General features: G+C 65.1%; 19 protein-coding genes. 16 read left to right on the top strand and 3 right to left on the bottom strand.

The genetic code is table 11. From position 1 onward, the window contains the following. The 9 genes from AC0NIH_RS06595 (at window position 1) to AC0NIH_RS06555 (ending at window position 6,701) form a co-directional block, all read left to right on the top strand. Window positions 1-651 carry an amino acid ABC transporter permease gene (locus AC0NIH_RS06595; RefSeq protein WP_287270870.1) on the top strand — a complete coding sequence of 217 codons (651 nt, stop codon included), beginning with the start codon at window positions 1-3 and terminating at the stop codon, window positions 649-651. 4 nt (window positions 652-655) lie between these two features. After that, a complete protein-coding gene (locus AC0NIH_RS06590; protein ID WP_473462876.1) occupies window positions 656-1,450 on the top strand; it encodes an amino acid ABC transporter ATP-binding protein in 795 nt (264 codons plus the stop codon). A gap of 70 nt (window positions 1,451-1,520) precedes the next feature. Continuing rightward, window positions 1,521-1,985: a RidA family protein gene (locus AC0NIH_RS06585; RefSeq protein WP_473462873.1), complete on the top strand. Its 465-nt coding sequence runs from the start codon at window positions 1,521-1,523 to the stop codon at window positions 1,983-1,985. A 25-nt stretch (window positions 1,986-2,010) separates the two neighbouring features. Beyond that, window positions 2,011-3,216, top strand: a complete 1,206-nt coding sequence (locus AC0NIH_RS06580; protein WP_031249898.1) for an aminotransferase class V-fold PLP-dependent enzyme — start codon at window positions 2,011-2,013, stop codon at window positions 3,214-3,216. A gap of 133 nt (window positions 3,217-3,349) precedes the next feature. Continuing rightward, complete coding sequence (locus AC0NIH_RS06575; protein WP_473462870.1) at window positions 3,350-3,553, top strand: hypothetical protein; 204 nt, start codon at window positions 3,350-3,352, stop codon at window positions 3,551-3,553. Between the two features lie 46 nt (window positions 3,554-3,599). Continuing rightward, window positions 3,600-4,139, top strand: a complete 540-nt coding sequence (locus AC0NIH_RS06570) for a sigma-70 family RNA polymerase sigma factor (RefSeq protein WP_023763692.1) — start codon at window positions 3,600-3,602, stop codon at window positions 4,137-4,139. Further along, the gene (locus AC0NIH_RS06565; protein WP_473462867.1) at window positions 4,136-5,044 is read left to right on the top strand and encodes an anti-sigma factor family protein; all 909 of its coding nucleotides are present in this window, start codon (window positions 4,136-4,138) and stop codon (window positions 5,042-5,044) included. Before AC0NIH_RS06570 ends, AC0NIH_RS06565 begins: the two co-directional genes overlap by 4 nt. Window positions 5,045-5,130: 86 nt before the next feature. Further along, window positions 5,131-5,628, top strand: a complete 498-nt coding sequence (purE, locus tag AC0NIH_RS06560; RefSeq protein WP_023763690.1) for a 5-(carboxyamino)imidazole ribonucleotide mutase — start codon at window positions 5,131-5,133, stop codon at window positions 5,626-5,628. Beyond that, window positions 5,625-6,701: a 5-(carboxyamino)imidazole ribonucleotide synthase gene (locus AC0NIH_RS06555; RefSeq protein ID WP_473462864.1), complete on the top strand. Its 1,077-nt coding sequence runs from the start codon at window positions 5,625-5,627 to the stop codon at window positions 6,699-6,701. The genes purE and AC0NIH_RS06555 overlap by 4 nt, the downstream gene beginning before the upstream one ends. Window positions 6,702-6,709: 8 nt before the next feature. Here AC0NIH_RS06555 and AC0NIH_RS06550 read toward each other — a convergent pair whose 3' ends face one another. Continuing rightward, window positions 6,710-7,129: a lysozyme inhibitor LprI family protein gene (locus AC0NIH_RS06550; protein WP_473462861.1), complete on the bottom strand. Its 420-nt coding sequence runs from the start codon at window positions 7,127-7,129 to the stop codon at window positions 6,710-6,712. 231 nt (window positions 7,130-7,360) lie between these two features. On the opposite strand from AC0NIH_RS06550, the gene ykgO reads away from it, so the two are divergent. From ykgO to AC0NIH_RS06530, 4 genes are all read left to right on the top strand, one after another. Continuing rightward, a complete protein-coding gene (gene ykgO / locus AC0NIH_RS06545) occupies window positions 7,361-7,486 on the top strand; it encodes a type B 50S ribosomal protein L36 (protein WP_006327841.1) in 126 nt (41 codons plus the stop codon). 106 nt (window positions 7,487-7,592) lie between these two features. Further along, window positions 7,593-8,192 (top strand): tetratricopeptide repeat protein, encoded by a 600-nt coding sequence (locus AC0NIH_RS06540; protein ID WP_023776960.1) that lies wholly within the window; start codon window positions 7,593-7,595, stop codon window positions 8,190-8,192. A gap of 119 nt (window positions 8,193-8,311) precedes the next feature. Further along, on the top strand, window positions 8,312-9,379 hold the full coding sequence (locus AC0NIH_RS06535; RefSeq protein WP_473462856.1) for an alpha/beta fold hydrolase: 1,068 nt from the start codon (window positions 8,312-8,314) through the stop codon (window positions 9,377-9,379). 52 nt (window positions 9,380-9,431) lie between these two features. Then, the gene (locus AC0NIH_RS06530; protein ID WP_473462854.1) at window positions 9,432-9,893 is read left to right on the top strand and encodes a hypothetical protein; all 462 of its coding nucleotides are present in this window, start codon (window positions 9,432-9,434) and stop codon (window positions 9,891-9,893) included. A 9-nt stretch (window positions 9,894-9,902) separates the two neighbouring features. On the opposite strand, the gene pyk is transcribed toward AC0NIH_RS06530, so the two are convergent. Further along, entirely contained in the window at window positions 9,903-11,336 is a 1,434-nt protein-coding gene (gene pyk / locus AC0NIH_RS06525; RefSeq protein ID WP_013892581.1) for a pyruvate kinase, read from the bottom strand. Then, the gene (locus AC0NIH_RS06520) at window positions 11,333-11,779 is read right to left on the bottom strand and encodes a DUF1036 domain-containing protein (RefSeq protein ID WP_411969250.1); all 447 of its coding nucleotides are present in this window, start codon (window positions 11,777-11,779) and stop codon (window positions 11,333-11,335) included. Before AC0NIH_RS06520 ends, pyk begins: the two co-directional genes overlap by 4 nt. On the opposite strand from AC0NIH_RS06520, the gene AC0NIH_RS06515 reads away from it, so the two are divergent. The 3 genes from AC0NIH_RS06515 (at window position 11,736) to AC0NIH_RS06505 (ending at window position 13,184) form a co-directional block, all read left to right on the top strand. After that, complete coding sequence (locus AC0NIH_RS06515; RefSeq protein ID WP_198028412.1) at window positions 11,736-11,924, top strand: hypothetical protein; 189 nt, start codon at window positions 11,736-11,738, stop codon at window positions 11,922-11,924. The genes AC0NIH_RS06520 and AC0NIH_RS06515 overlap by 44 nt on opposite strands. Window positions 11,925-12,066: 142 nt before the next feature. After that, the gene (locus AC0NIH_RS06510; RefSeq protein WP_473462851.1) at window positions 12,067-12,864 is read left to right on the top strand and encodes an N-formylglutamate amidohydrolase; all 798 of its coding nucleotides are present in this window, start codon (window positions 12,067-12,069) and stop codon (window positions 12,862-12,864) included. Between the two features lie 11 nt (window positions 12,865-12,875). Next, window positions 12,876-13,184 carry a DUF1244 domain-containing protein gene (locus AC0NIH_RS06505; protein WP_013892578.1) on the top strand — a complete coding sequence of 103 codons (309 nt, stop codon included), beginning with the start codon at window positions 12,876-12,878 and terminating at the stop codon, window positions 13,182-13,184. The last annotated feature ends 39 nt before the right edge of the window (window positions 13,185-13,223 follow it).

Here is a 13,223-nt window from a genome sequence, read left to right as displayed (position 1 = left end):
ATGCTTGGCCAGATCTTCTACGCCTTGCCGTTCCTCGCCGAAGGCTTCGCCGTGACCTTGTGGGTGTCGCTGCTGGTCGTCGTCCTGTCGCTCCTCGCCGGTGTCCTGCTGGGGGTCGGCCTGGTCTATGGCCCCACTCCGTTGCGCTGGGCGGTGCGCATCTTCTCGGACACCATCCGCGGCATCCCGATCCTGGTGCTGATGTTCTTCGTCTATTACGGCCTGCCGGCGATCGGGCTTCATCTGCCATCGTTCTGGGCCGCCGTGTTCGCGCTCACCTTGTTTAAGACCGCGCAAGTGGTCGAATATGTGCGCGGCGCCGTCGGCTCCATCCCGAAGGGCCAGTCCGAAGCGGCGATGGCGATCGGGCTGACCTTCCGCCAGCGACTGGCCTACGTCATCTTTCCGCAGGCCTTCCGGCGCTTCCTGCCGCCGTGGATCAACGGCGTCACCGACGCGGTCAAGGGCAGCGCGCTGGTGTCGCTGCTCGGCATCACCGACCTGATGCAGGCCATCAACCAGGTCATCGGCCGCACCTATGAGGCGATGCCGCTCTATATACTGGGCGCGCTCATCTACTTCGCGGTCAACTACGCGCTCTCGCTCGCCAGCCGGCGGCTCGAACGGCGCTTCTCCTTCATCCGGGAATAGCACGATGTCCGAAGCCTCAACCGCCAGTCCCGCGCTGCTCGACGTGCGCGATGTCTCCAAGGCCTTCGGCGCTGTCGAGGTGTTGCGTTCCGTCAGCCTTGAGGTCAAGCGCGGCGAGGTGGTCACCGTCATCGGCCCCTCCGGCAGCGGCAAGACCACGCTGCTGCGCTGCGTCAACTTCCTGGAGAGCTACGACAGCGGCTCGATCCGCATCGACGGCAAGGAGGTCGGCTACCGCGAGGCCGCAACGCGCCAGCGCCGCAGCGAGCGCGACTTGGCCGCGATGCGCGCCGAGACCGGAATGGTGTTCCAGAGCTTCAACCTGTTTCCGCATCTGACGGCGGCCGGCAACATCATGCTCGGGCTCACCAAGGTGCGGGGAAAGAGCGAGGCCGAGGCGCGCCAGGCGGCCGAACACTGGCTCGGCCGCGTTGGTTTGGCCCACAAGGCCGACAGCCTGCCGGCCGAACTCTCCGGCGGCCAGCAGCAGCGCGTCGGCATCGCGCGTGCGGTGGCCATGGAGCCGAAGATCCTGCTGCTCGACGAGATCACCTCGGCGCTCGACCCCGAGCTGGTCGGCGAGGTGCTGGCCGTGGTGCGCAGCCTCGCCGAGGATGGCATGACCATGCTGATGGTGACGCACGAAATGGCCTTTGCTCGCGACGCATCGAGCCGCATCGTCTTCATGTCCGATGGTGGCGTCAGCGCTGTTGGTCCGCCCAAGGAAATCCTCGCGGCGGAGACCAGCAACGAGCGCCTCCGCACCTTCCTGGCGCGCTTCCGCGCTTCGCATTTCTGACATCGGACGGCCGACACCGCCCATTTTTTGAATATCGGATGGCTGAAGCCATCCAAGGGAGCCTTCTTCCATGACGCCTTACATCCGGCTCGCCGAACTCGGCCTGAAGCTGCCCGAGCCGCCGACACCCATCGCCAACTTCGTCACCCATGCCGAGAGCGGCCGGCTGATCTTCCTCTCCGGCCAGGGGCCGCTGCGCGCCGACGGCACGCTTTGCACCGGCAAGGTCGGCTACGACGTGACGGTCGAGCAGGCGTATGAGCATGCCCGCCTGACCGGGCTCAACCTGCTCGCCGTCATGCATGCCGCCGCCGGCGATCTCGGCCGCATCGTTCGCGTCGTCAAGCTGCTCGGCTTCGTCAACGCAACGCCGACCTTCAGCGACCATCCGAAGGTGGTCAACGGCTGCTCGGACCTGTTCGCCGATGTCTTCGACAAGATCGGCGGCCATGCGCGCTCGGCGATCGGCGTCGGCTCGCTGCCTGGAAACATCACTGTCGAAATCGAGGCGGTCGTCGAGATCGCCGCAGCCTGATTTGTCACTCACGGGACCTGCTGACATGAAAACCTATTCCGACACCGGCTCCAACACCACGATCCGCGAAAGGCTGGGATTGCGGCCGATCATCAATGTCTCCGGCACAATGACCGCGCTGGGCGCATCGATCATCGTTCCCGAAGCGATCAGCGCCATGGCCGAAATGGCCTCGCAATGGGTGGAGATGGACGATCTGCAGCGCGCCGCGAGCACGGTGGTCGCGCGCCTCACCGGCGGCGAGGCCGGCTTCATCACCGCCTGCTGCGCCAGCGGCATCACCATGGCGATCGCCGGGGCGATGACCGGAACCAGCCTTCTCGCCATCGAGCGCCTGCCTGACGACACGGGCGACCTCAAGTCGGAGGTCGTCATCCAGCTTGGCCACATCGTCAATTACGGCGCGCCGATCGACCAGTCGGTCCGCGTCGCCGGCGCCAAAGTGATCCCCGCCGGCACCGTCAGCGTCACGCAGGACTATCACGTGCGCGAAGCGGTCAACGAGCGCACGGCCGCCGGCCTCTACGTCGTCGCCCACCACACGGTTCAATACGGCATGCTGTCGCTGGAGGAGTTCTGCGAGATCTGCCACGCCAAGGGCGTGCCGGTGATTGTCGATGCCGCGTCCGAATATGACCTGCGCGGCTTCCTCGCGCGCGGCGCCGACATCGTTATCTACAGCGGCCACAAATTCCTCTCAGGCCCGACCAGCGGCATCGTCACCGGACGCAAGGATCTGGTACGCTCCGCCTATCTGCAGAACCGAGGCGTCGCGCGCGCCATGAAGGTCGGCAAGGAGAGCATCGCCGGCACCATGGCGGCGCTGGAAGCCTGGGAGAAGCGCGACCACGCCGGCATCCGCCGTCGCGAGGAGGCTGCGCTCAACCTCTGGTTGGACGCTTTGCAGGGACTGCCGGGCATCTTTGCCAACATCATCCCCGATCCGACCGCCAATCCGCTCGACCGGCTGCAGATCTTCGTCTCGCCGGAGAGCCGGTTCAGTGCCGCCGGCCTCGCCTCGGCGCTCGCGGCAGGATCGCCGCCGATCATCGTGCGCAACCACGAGGTCGAGCGCGGCCATTTCTTCCTCGACCCCTGCAACCTTCACCCCGGCGAGGCCGAGATCGTCGCCGAACGGCTGCGCGCTGTACTAACCGCGAAGGACCGGCCTGCCGATGCGATGAAAGCCGCCCGCAAGGATTCGTCGGGCGTCTTGCGCTGGCCGGATTGAACGCGGAACCAGCATCGACTGGCTAAAGGCTGATCACGCGACTGTGAACAGCCTGATTTGCGCGCTGCGGGAATAAACCCCAGCCGCAACAAGTCTCCTTGTCATACGCCACTGCTGGCGTTGAGGAGATCGCATGCCCTATCATCGCGAGCCCGGCGAACATGGTTGCGGCGCCAGCCGTCGCCATGTGCTGGAGCGCATGATCGCCATCGGTCCCTCCTCTGTGGTTCTTGACACCGGTGACGCAGATGAATTCACTTCCAGCAAGGCAGGCGACCTTGCCTGCTCCTGGGGGCTTTACCCCGGCGAGCAAGGCAAACTCGCTGTCGCGTCCTGAGGCGGCACGCCCGGTCTTGTCCGGAGTATCGGATCATGGTGCTGCTTTGAGCGAGAGGGCGCTGGCGGAACGCTTCAATGAGGTGGTGCTGCCGCATCTTGGCGACGCGCTGGCACTTGCCCGCTGGCTGACCGGCAATGCCGCCGATGCCGAGGACGTCGTGCAGGACGCCTGCATCAAGGCGCATGCCGGGATCGCAGGCTATGCCGGCGGCAATTCGCGCGCCTGGCTGCTGACCATCGTGCGCAACACCTCCTACACCTGGATGGCGCGCAACCGGCCGCGCGGCATGACGGCCGTCGGCGACCTCGGCGATCTCGACGACATGGCCGCCGCGCACGGCACCAGCCTGCCGGACGAGGATGGCCCGGAAGCGAGCCTGATCGCCAGGGCGGACACAGCGGCACTCGAGGCCGCAATCGCTGCGCTGCCGCAGCCGTTTCGCGAAACGCTGGTGCTGCGCGACATCAATGGCCTGAGCTATCGCGAGATAGCGGCCATGCTTGCCGTGCCGATCGGTACGGTGATGTCCAGGCTGGCCCGTGCTCGCGGCCTGCTGGCGTCTGAACTGGGGAGAGCGTCATGACACACGACGACGGACTGCCCAACGATCCCGAAGGTATCAGACTGATGATCCATGCCCTTGTCGATGGTGAGCTCGATGCGGCCGCCGCACTTGCCGTGGAGCGGCGCATCGCCGCCGACCCGCGGCTTGCCGCCGAGCATGCCCGTATCATGGCCTTGCGGGGAGCGGTGAGCCGCTTGCCGCGCCCCGATGTCAGCGATGCCTTTCGAGCCCGCATCGCGGCGATCGGCATGGCCGGCACCGAACAACAGGAGCAGGCCGGGGCGACGGAGCCGCAGCGGGGCGCGCCGCCGGCGCTGCCAGGGTTGATTGCGGGCGCCGGCGGCGGCCAGCGCCGGGAAGCCGGGACACGGCCTTCCCAGGCGCGGCCATCGCCAAGGGCGCGCCGTTTCGGCTCGTTCGACTGGCGCGCCATGGCCGCGTCGATGATGGTCAGCGCGGTGCTGGCCAGCGGGGCGACGCAGTGGGTGATGTTCAGCGGCGCGGAAGATGGCTTTGCCGCCGCGGTCGCCAGTGGCCACCGCCGCAGCCTGCTTGCCGCGAGCCCGATCGACATCGTCTCGTCCGACCGCCATACGGTCAAGCCCTGGCTCGATGCCCGGATCGGCGTCTCGCCGCCAGCGCCCGACCTTGCCCAGGACGGTTTCGCGCTGATCGGCGGCCGGGTCGAGGTGATATCGGGCCGGCCGGTGCCGGCACTGGTCTACCGGCACCGCGAGCACCTGATCACACTGGTCGCCGAGCCGCAGCAAGGCGGCAAGACCGCCCAGCCGGACGACCTTTCGTCGGGCGGCTTCTCGATGGTCCACTGGAGCGATGGCGCCTTCTCCTTCTGGGCGATCTCCGACATGGAGCGGCCGGAGCTTGACGACTTCGTCGCCCGCTTCCGCAAGGCTGCGGTGTGAGCCAATACGCGGCCACTTCGGCTGCCTATCCTTGCCGTGGCGCGCGAATTCCGCTAAGGCGCGCCTTTGTCGCCGGGAGCATTAGCTTGAACGATCAACGCGCCGACGTCGCCATCATCATGGGCAGCCAGTCCGACTGGGCGACCATGCGCCAGGCCGCCGAAACGCTGGAGGCGCTGGGTGTTCCGCACACGCGGCTGATCATCTCCGCGCATCGCACGCCCGACCGGCTCTATGAATTCGCCAAGGGCGCCAAGGCCGCCGGCTACAAGGTCATCATCGCCGGCGCCGGTGGGGCCGCTCATCTGCCGGGCATGACGGCGGCGATGACGCCGCTGCCGGTGTTCGGCGTGCCGGTGGAATCGAAGGCGCTGTCCGGACAGGATTCGCTGCTCTCCATCGTCCAGATGCCCGCCGGCATTCCGGTGGGGACGCTCGCCATCGGCAAAGCTGGTGCGGCCAACGCCGCCCTGCTGGCCGCTGCCGTGCTGGCGCTGAACGACGACAAGCTCGCCCAGCGGCTCGATGCCTGGCGCGCCTCGCAGACCGCCAAGGTCGCGACCGAGCCGACGGACACGCCGTGAGCCTGCCCTCAGGATCGACCATCGGCATCATTGGCGGCGGCCAGCTCGGCCGCATGCTGGCGATGTCAGCCGCCCGCCTCGGCTACCGCACCGTGGTGCTGGAGCCGCAAGCGGATTGTCCGGCCGCGCAAGTCGCCAACCGGCAGATAACGGCCGCCTATGACGACCCGGCGGCCCTTGCCGAACTGGCAGCGGCAAGTGCCGTCGTCACCTACGAGTTCGAGAACGTTCCGGTTGCCGCCGCAGGCGCACTTGCCGCCAAGGTGCCGGTCTACCCGCCGCCACGCGCCCTCGAAGTGGCGCAGGATCGGGTGAGCGAGAAGACGTTCCTTAACGACATCGGCATTGCCACGGCCGATTTCCACCCCGTCGACACTGACGACGGACTGACGGCGGCGCTGAAAGTATTCGGCGGCAGCGGCATCCTGAAGACGCGGCGCATGGGCTATGACGGCAAGGGCCAGCGCGTCTTCCGCAACATGGAAACCGGCGGTTTTGCCGGCACCTGCGAGGCGATGGGCAATGTCCCGCTGATCCTTGAAAGCTTCGTGCCGTTCGAGCGCGAGATATCCGTGATCGCGGCGCGTGGACTGGACGGAACCGTGGCTGCCTACGACCCGGCCGAAAATGTCCACCGCAACGGCATCCTCCACACCTCGAGCTTGCCGGCCGCCATCAGGCTTGAAACAGCTCAGGCGGCGCGAGCGGCGGCGGCAAAGATCGTGTCGGCGCTCGACTATGTCGGCGTCATCGGCGTCGAGTTCTTCGTGCTGGCCGATGGCTCGCTGCTGGCCAACGAGATCGCCCCCCGCGTCCACAATTCCGGCCATTGGACGGAGGCCGCCTGCACCGTCTCGCAGTTCGAGCAGCACATCCGCGCCGTCGCCGGCCTGCCGCTGGGAGACCCGAGGCGTCATTCCGATTGCGTGATGGAGAACCTGATCGGCGATGACGTGCTGCGTGTTCCCGAACTGCTCGCCGAGCCCGACCTAATGCTGCATCTCTATGGCAAGGCCGAGGCGCGGCTCGGTCGCAAGATGGGCCATTTCACCCGCATCGGCCGCTTGGCTTAGTCCAAGGGCTATTGCACCTCGTCGCTGTCCTCGTCGGGGCTGGCGCAACTGACATCGCCTTCCTCGCAATTGGCCGCGGCGGCGAGTTGCTTGATGCGATCATCGGTCAGCCTGGTGAGGCATTGCGAAACCGCCATCGCGTGAATGGAACCGCCTGCGCTGGCGGCTGTGGAGTGCGCGCACTCGGCGTCGCGGAAGGCGATCCAGGCACGCTGTGCCGCCTGCAGCAATCTCTTGCCGTCGGCATCGTCCGAGCTGATCAGGTCCTGGTAGGCCGCATTGAGCCTGGCGTCGGCGGCCTGGTAATCCTCGCCGGCACAGATGTTCATCATCTGCTGGCTGTCGTCCGAGCGGTCGCATTCCTGCGCCCGGACAATCGAGGTTCCGGCCAGCAGGACAAGGCAGGCGGACCGGAAAATTCGGCGCATGGCTATCCCCCAAATCACGTCGCGGCTGGCGGATCATTCCAGCCGGGCCACGACCATGCAATGCCGCAAGGCCGATATGGCGTATATTTGATGATAAGGCGGAGTGGAGCACGCTTGCGGTTGACACGGACAAGCCTCCTCGTTTATGAGCCACCCACAGTTCAAAGGCGCGTCCTCTGGCGCGCCTTAAAATTTCGACCCGGCACCGGGTCCACACCGACAGGCAAGACCATGAAGATCAAGAATTCGCTCAAGGCGTTGAAGGCGCGTCACCGCGACAACCAGCTGGTTCGCCGCAAAGGCCGCGTCTACATCATCAACAAGACCGCCCCCCGCTACAAGGCGCGCCAGGGCTGAGTTTTCGGCCGGAGGCTTTGCCTCCGCCAATTGATGCTTGTCGGCCTGCCGGCCTCTCACGCTAAAATCACTTTGATGTTCCGCCGCCCGGGACTAGGATCGGGCGATGCGGATTCTTTTTGCATTCTTGACAGCTTTGCTCGTTTCGGGCGCCCTGCCGGCCTTGGCGGATGACGAGGCGGCTCCGCCGGCAGCCCCGAATGCACCGGCCGCGCCGATGACGAAGCAGGACCGGCTCGACAAGCTGTTCACCGACCTGAAGCGCGAGCGCAACGAAAAGGCGGCCGAACGCATCGCCGGCAACATCTGGAACGAATGGTCCCAGTCAGGCAGCGCCTCGATCGACCTCATGATGCAGTGGTCGCAAAAGGCGATCGAGAACCAGAAGTTCGACGTCGCGCTCGATTTCCTCGATCAGGTGGTGACCTTGCAGCCGAGCTACGCCGAAGGCTGGAACCGGCGCGCCACGGTGCATTTCATGATGAAGAACTACGGCAAGTCGATGTCCGACATCGATCGCGCGCTGCAGCTCGAGCCGCGCCATTTCGGCGCGCTGTCGGGCCTGGCGCAGATCATGGCATTGACCGGCCACAAGCAGTCGGCGCTCGAGGCCTGGCAGAAGGTGCTGGTCATCTACCCGATGATGCGCAGCGCCCAGGACCAGGTCGCGACGCTTTCGGAAGAGCTTGCCGGCGAAGGGATTTGAACTGGGCAGTAGGGAATAGGCACTAGGCGCTTGAGCTTCCCCTACGGCCCTAATCCCTACTGCCTACTGCCTATTCCCTGTTCCAGAACTTATCCCTCCCCACCCCCGTATCTCCCCGAATGAACCTGATCTCCGCCGTACTCGCCTTCCTGATGGCGCTTGTCTTTGGCCTTGCCGGCGTCACCCGCGTCGGCTCATGGCTGATCGAGCGCCGCAATCCGCCGATCGGTGAATTCGCCGACATCAACGGCGCGCGCATCCACTATGTCCACGTCCCGGCGCCCGCCAATGCGGACCTGCCGCCGATCGTCTTCATCCATGGTGCCAGCGCCAATCTCCGGGATCAGATGCTGCCGCTGCGGCCACCGCTCGAAGGACGCGCCGAAATGCTGTTCTTCGATCGGCCGGGGCACGGCTGGTCAGGGCGCGGCCCCGGCAACAATGAGGATCCGTCGGCTCAGGCAAGAACGCTGGCCGCACTCATGGATCATCTCGGCATTCGCAAGGCAATCATCGTCGGCCATTCCTTCGGTGGCGCCATAAGCACCGCCTTTGGCCGCGAACATGCCGACAAGACGCTCGGTCTCGTCTTCCTCGCACCCGCGACCCATCCCTGGCCGGGCGGCGCGACTGCCTGGTACTACGATCTGACCACCATTCCGGTGATCGGCCGGCTGTTCTCCGAAACGCTGGCCTATCCCGCCGGAACGCTGCAGATGGCCGATGCCACCACCTGCGTGTTCTCGCCCAACAAGGTGCCGGACAATTATCCCGGCATGGCCTCGATCCCGCTGGTGCTGCGGCCGGCGGCCTTTCGCGCCAACGCCACCGACGTCGCCGGGCTCTATCGCTATGCGCTCGGCGCGGCACCGCGCTACAACGGGATTACGGCGCCGACCGTGATCATCTCCGGCGATCGCGACAAGGTCGTCTATGCGCATATCCATTCCATCGGCCTGGCGCGCGACATATCGGGTGCTGAACTGATCTGGGTGCGCAATCTCGGCCACAAGCCCGACTGGATCGCCGCCGACCTCGTGGTCGGCGCCATCGGGAAGGTCGCCGGCAAGACCGTCGATCTGGAGGCGATGGCCAAGGTGGTGGAAGCACGGATTGCAGGCGATACATACGGTGCCGGCAAGTGCGCCGACATCAAGGAACCTGAAGCGGAGCTGGCACCGACCTGATGCGCGTCTCCCGAAAACCGTCATCGCAAGGCGCCATCAGGACCCGAGCGGCATGTACGTCCTGAAGCACGGCATAAAGAGAAACCCCGAAAAGCGATGGGCACTGCCGGATCGCATCTTCTTCGGTCATGGCGCATGCGCCATTCTCGCCGGCACCTTCCTCAAGCATCCCCCTCTGGAGGGATTCTACGCAGAGCGGATCATTCCAGAAGGTTTTTCGGGAAACCATATCTATGTGACGAACGGCATCGTCGCTTTCGACTACCACGGCTACTCCAGCCGTGAGCGGCTCCTGGTACACCACAGCAAAGGATGGTCCTCGCACAGTGCGGGATGGCATTGCACGATTGAGAAGGTCGATTTCGATCTGCTCGACACGGCCGAACTCAACCGGCGAAAGACACTGGGCCCGGATCAGTACCTGCACGACCCTATTCCTCGCGCACGTACGTTTCTTCAGCGCAGGGATCACGCCGAAGCCGCGGCACGAGCACTCAGAATTGCGACAGGCTGAAGCCGCGCTTTACCGGCCGGCCGTTTCCGATCCGACATAGGCGATGCGCAGCATATTGGTCGATCCGGGCGTCCTCAGCGGAACGCCGGCCGTGATGATGACGCGGTCGCCAGGCTTGCCGAATTCCTCTTCCAGCGCGATGCGACAGGCGCGGTTGACCATGTCGTCGAGGTCGGTGGCATCGGGCGAGACGACGCAATGCGTGCCCCACAACAGCGACAGCCGCCTGGCCGTGTTGAGGATCGGCGACAACGCGATGATCGGCACCTGCGGCCGTTCGCGCGCCGCACGCAGGCCGGTGGTGCCGGATGCTGTGTAGGTGATGATCGCCGACAGTTTCAGCGTTTCGGCGATTTCGCGGGCGGCCAGCGAAATGGCGTCGGCGCCGGTCGCTTCGGGCTCGGAGCGCTGCGCGTTGATGATGCCGGCATAGGTCGGATCGGTTTCGACCTTGGCGGCGATGCGGTTCATCATTGCCACCGCTTCGACGGGATAGGCACCAGCCGCCGATTCGGCCGACAGCATGATGGCGTCGGCGCCTTCGAACACGGCGATCGAGACGTCGGACACCTCGGCGCGGGTCGGCACGGGCGCGGTGATCATCGATTCCAGCATCTGCGTGGCCACCACCACTGGCTTGCCGGCCCGGCGCGCGGCGCGCGTGATCTGCTTCTGGATGCCAGGCACGGCCTCGAGTGGCATCTCGACGCCGAGATCGCCACGGGCGACCATCAGCGCGTCGGACAATTCGATGATCTCGGCCAGCCGGGCAACGGCTTGCGGCTTTTCGATCTTGGCCATGATCAGCGCCCGGCCGCGTGCGATCTTGCGCGCCTCGGCCAGATCCTCGGGCCGCTGCACGAAGGACAGCGCGACCCAGTCGACGCCCGTGGCGAGCACCGCGTCGAGATCCTTGCGGTCCTTTTCGGTCAGCGCACCGACCGGCAGGTCGGTATCGGGCAGGCTGACGCCTTTCTTGTCGGAAATCGTGGTGCCGGCAACGACGGTGCAGACGATCGACTTGCCGTTGCTCTTCACCGCCTTCAGTTCGAGCTTGCCGTCGTCGATCAGCAGGCGGTGGCCTGGTTCAACCGAGCTCAGGATTTCCGGATGCGGCAGATAGACCCTGGCCGACGTACCCGGCTCGGGATTGTCGTCGAGCGTGAAGGTCTGGCCCAGCGTCAGCACTTCCTTGCCATTGGCGAACTTGCCGACGCGCAGCTTCGGACCTTGCAGGTCAGCGAGGATGCCGATCGGCCGGCCGACCTGTTCCTCGACGGCCCGGATGCGGCCGACCAGCGTGCGCATCAGTTCGTGATCGGTATGGCTCATGTTGATACGGAAGACATCCGCACCGGCTTCGAACAGCTTCTTCAGCATCTCCTCGGAGGAGGAGGCCGGACCGATGGTGGCTAGGATCTTGACCTTGCGGCTGCGTCTCATTGACTATTTGTTCCCGGGGCGGCTGGAGCGCCTCCCGTTGCGGGCTCATCGGTCAGCTGGACCATCCAGCTTGCCTGTTCGCCCGTGTCATATTCCTGGAATCCGGCGCGTTGGAAGCCCCGGGCGACGCAGTCGTTTACGCCGGCGATCTTGAACTCTTTTTCAGCCACGCACATGTTGATCGGGCCGTCCCAGCGTCCACCGCGCTCGGCGTCTTCTGCATAAAGATAGTAAAACCTTGATGACAGCGGCCCTTCGATCAACGTCTTGCAGCTCGATCCTTCGATGTGCCACCAGCCTTCGGTGATCCAGCCGGCCTTGGCGCGATAGCCGATGCCGACTCCGATCAGGTTCTGCGTGGCGTTGCAGACACGGAAATCGGCACGCGCCGGCGAGGCCATGACCATTGCCGACATGCCGACGGTCAGGGTCAGGAGCGGCATGGCAAAGACAGAGCGCATGCGCTGCCTGCCGGCGGAACCCATTCCAAAACCCCTCAAGAACCACATCAGCATCTCTCTGCGCCCCTTTTCGGAAAAGTCCGGGCGCATGTCAACGCACCGTTTTGTTCAATTCCAATCGATTTAGAAAGGCTCCGGCGCACAATTCGCCGACCTCCGCCAGATTTCCCGGGAAACCTTGGCCAAACAACGGCATTGCGCAAGCGTCGCCTTCGTGGAATGACGATAGCACCCTCCCCGGAAGCCAGCGAACAGACCATTTCCCGCCAATGACCCGATCCACAGTTTTCGCGCCTTTCGACATTGTCGAGGGCGATCGCAAGCGAGGCATCGTGCTCCTGGCCGATCATGCCCGCCGCGACCTGCCCGACGAGTATGGCAGCCTCGGCCTGCCCCCGGCGGAGTTCGACCGCCACATCGCCTACGATATCGGTGTCGAAGCGGTGACGCGCGAACTCGCCGCCTTGCTCGACGTCCCGGCGGTGCTCGCCAATTTCTCGCGGCTGCTGATCGATCCCAATCGCGGTGAGGACGACCCGACGCTCATCCGCCAGCTCTACGACGGCACGGTGGTGCCCGGGAACTATCCGCTTGCGCCTGAGGAGCGTGAAAGGCGGCTCGACCGCTTCTACCGGCCCTATCACGATGCGGTCGGGGCCATGATAGCTTCGGTTGCGCAAGCGTCCGGGCAGGCACCTTTCATTTTCTCCGTGCATTCCTTCACGCCGGTCATGCAGGGCAGGCAGCGTCCGTGGCATGTCGGGATCCTCTGGGACCGGGACGACCGGGTGGCGCGGCCGCTGATCGACATGCTGGCCGAGGACGAGGGTCTCGTGATTGGCGACAATGAACCCTATGACGGCGCGCTGCGCGGCGACACCATGTTCAAGCATGCCATCGTCAACGGCTATGCCCATGCGCTGATCGAAATCCGCCAGGATCTGATATCGGATCAGAAGGGCGCCATCGCCTGGGCCGAACGCCTGGCGCCGATCGTTGACGCCATCGACCGCCGTCCCGATATACATGCGGTAAAGATGTTCGGCTCGCGCACCGGGCCGTTATGACGGAGGTTTCGATGACCAAACTCAGCGATGAGCAGAAACGCGACTTCGAAGCCGCCGCCTTTCGCCGGCTGGTCGAGCATCTCAGGGAACGCAGCGACGTGCAGAACATCGACCTGATGAACCTCGCCGGCTTCTGCCGCAACTGCCTGTCGAACTGGTATCGCGAGGCGGCAAACGCCGAAGGCGTCGATCTCGACAAGGACCAGTCGCGCGAGATCGTCTACGGCATGCCCTATGCGCAATGGCAGGCGCTTCACCAGACCGAAGCTTCCGAAGCCAAGAAGGCCGAATTCGAGGCAAGGCGGCCCACGGATCATTAGAGCAATCCACGTTCTTCATCGATAATGCTACGCGCCTTG

Source organism: Mesorhizobium sp. WSM1386 (assembly GCF_055901595.1).
This window is presented reverse-complemented; position numbering and strand designations above follow the sequence as displayed.

What these genes read in the sequence shown, in the direction of transcription:
- AC0NIH_RS06595 (WP_287270870.1), top strand. Translation starts at nt 1, where the DNA reads ATGCTTGGCCAGATCTTCTACGCCTTGCCGTTCCTCGCCGAAGGCTTC.
- AC0NIH_RS06590 (WP_473462876.1), top strand. Translation starts at nt 656, where the DNA reads ATGTCCGAAGCCTCAACCGCCAGTCCCGCGCTGCTCGACGTGCGCGAT.
- AC0NIH_RS06585 (WP_473462873.1), top strand. Translation starts at nt 1,521, where the DNA reads ATGACGCCTTACATCCGGCTCGCCGAACTCGGCCTGAAGCTGCCCGAG.
- AC0NIH_RS06580 (WP_031249898.1), top strand. Translation starts at nt 2,011, where the DNA reads ATGAAAACCTATTCCGACACCGGCTCCAACACCACGATCCGCGAAAGG.
- AC0NIH_RS06575 (WP_473462870.1), top strand. Translation starts at nt 3,350, where the DNA reads ATGCCCTATCATCGCGAGCCCGGCGAACATGGTTGCGGCGCCAGCCGT.
- AC0NIH_RS06565 (WP_473462867.1), top strand. Translation starts at nt 4,136, where the DNA reads ATGACACACGACGACGGACTGCCCAACGATCCCGAAGGTATCAGACTG.
- AC0NIH_RS06550 (WP_473462861.1), bottom strand. Translation starts at nt 7,129, where the DNA reads ATGCGCCGAATTTTCCGGTCCGCCTGCCTTGTCCTGCTGGCCGGAACC.
- ykgO (WP_006327841.1), top strand. Translation starts at nt 7,361, where the DNA reads ATGAAGATCAAGAATTCGCTCAAGGCGTTGAAGGCGCGTCACCGCGAC.
- AC0NIH_RS06540 (WP_023776960.1), top strand. Translation starts at nt 7,593, where the DNA reads ATGCGGATTCTTTTTGCATTCTTGACAGCTTTGCTCGTTTCGGGCGCC.
- AC0NIH_RS06535 (WP_473462856.1), top strand. Translation starts at nt 8,312, where the DNA reads ATGAACCTGATCTCCGCCGTACTCGCCTTCCTGATGGCGCTTGTCTTT.
- AC0NIH_RS06530 (WP_473462854.1), top strand. Translation starts at nt 9,432, where the DNA reads ATGTACGTCCTGAAGCACGGCATAAAGAGAAACCCCGAAAAGCGATGG.
- pyk (WP_013892581.1), bottom strand. Translation starts at nt 11,336, where the DNA reads ATGAGACGCAGCCGCAAGGTCAAGATCCTAGCCACCATCGGTCCGGCC.
- AC0NIH_RS06515 (WP_198028412.1), top strand. Translation starts at nt 11,736, where the DNA reads ATGACCATTGCCGACATGCCGACGGTCAGGGTCAGGAGCGGCATGGCA.
- AC0NIH_RS06520 (WP_411969250.1), bottom strand. Translation starts at nt 11,779, where the DNA reads ATGCCGCTCCTGACCCTGACCGTCGGCATGTCGGCAATGGTCATGGCC.
- AC0NIH_RS06510 (WP_473462851.1), top strand. Translation starts at nt 12,067, where the DNA reads ATGACCCGATCCACAGTTTTCGCGCCTTTCGACATTGTCGAGGGCGAT.
- AC0NIH_RS06505 (WP_013892578.1), top strand. Translation starts at nt 12,876, where the DNA reads ATGACCAAACTCAGCGATGAGCAGAAACGCGACTTCGAAGCCGCCGCC.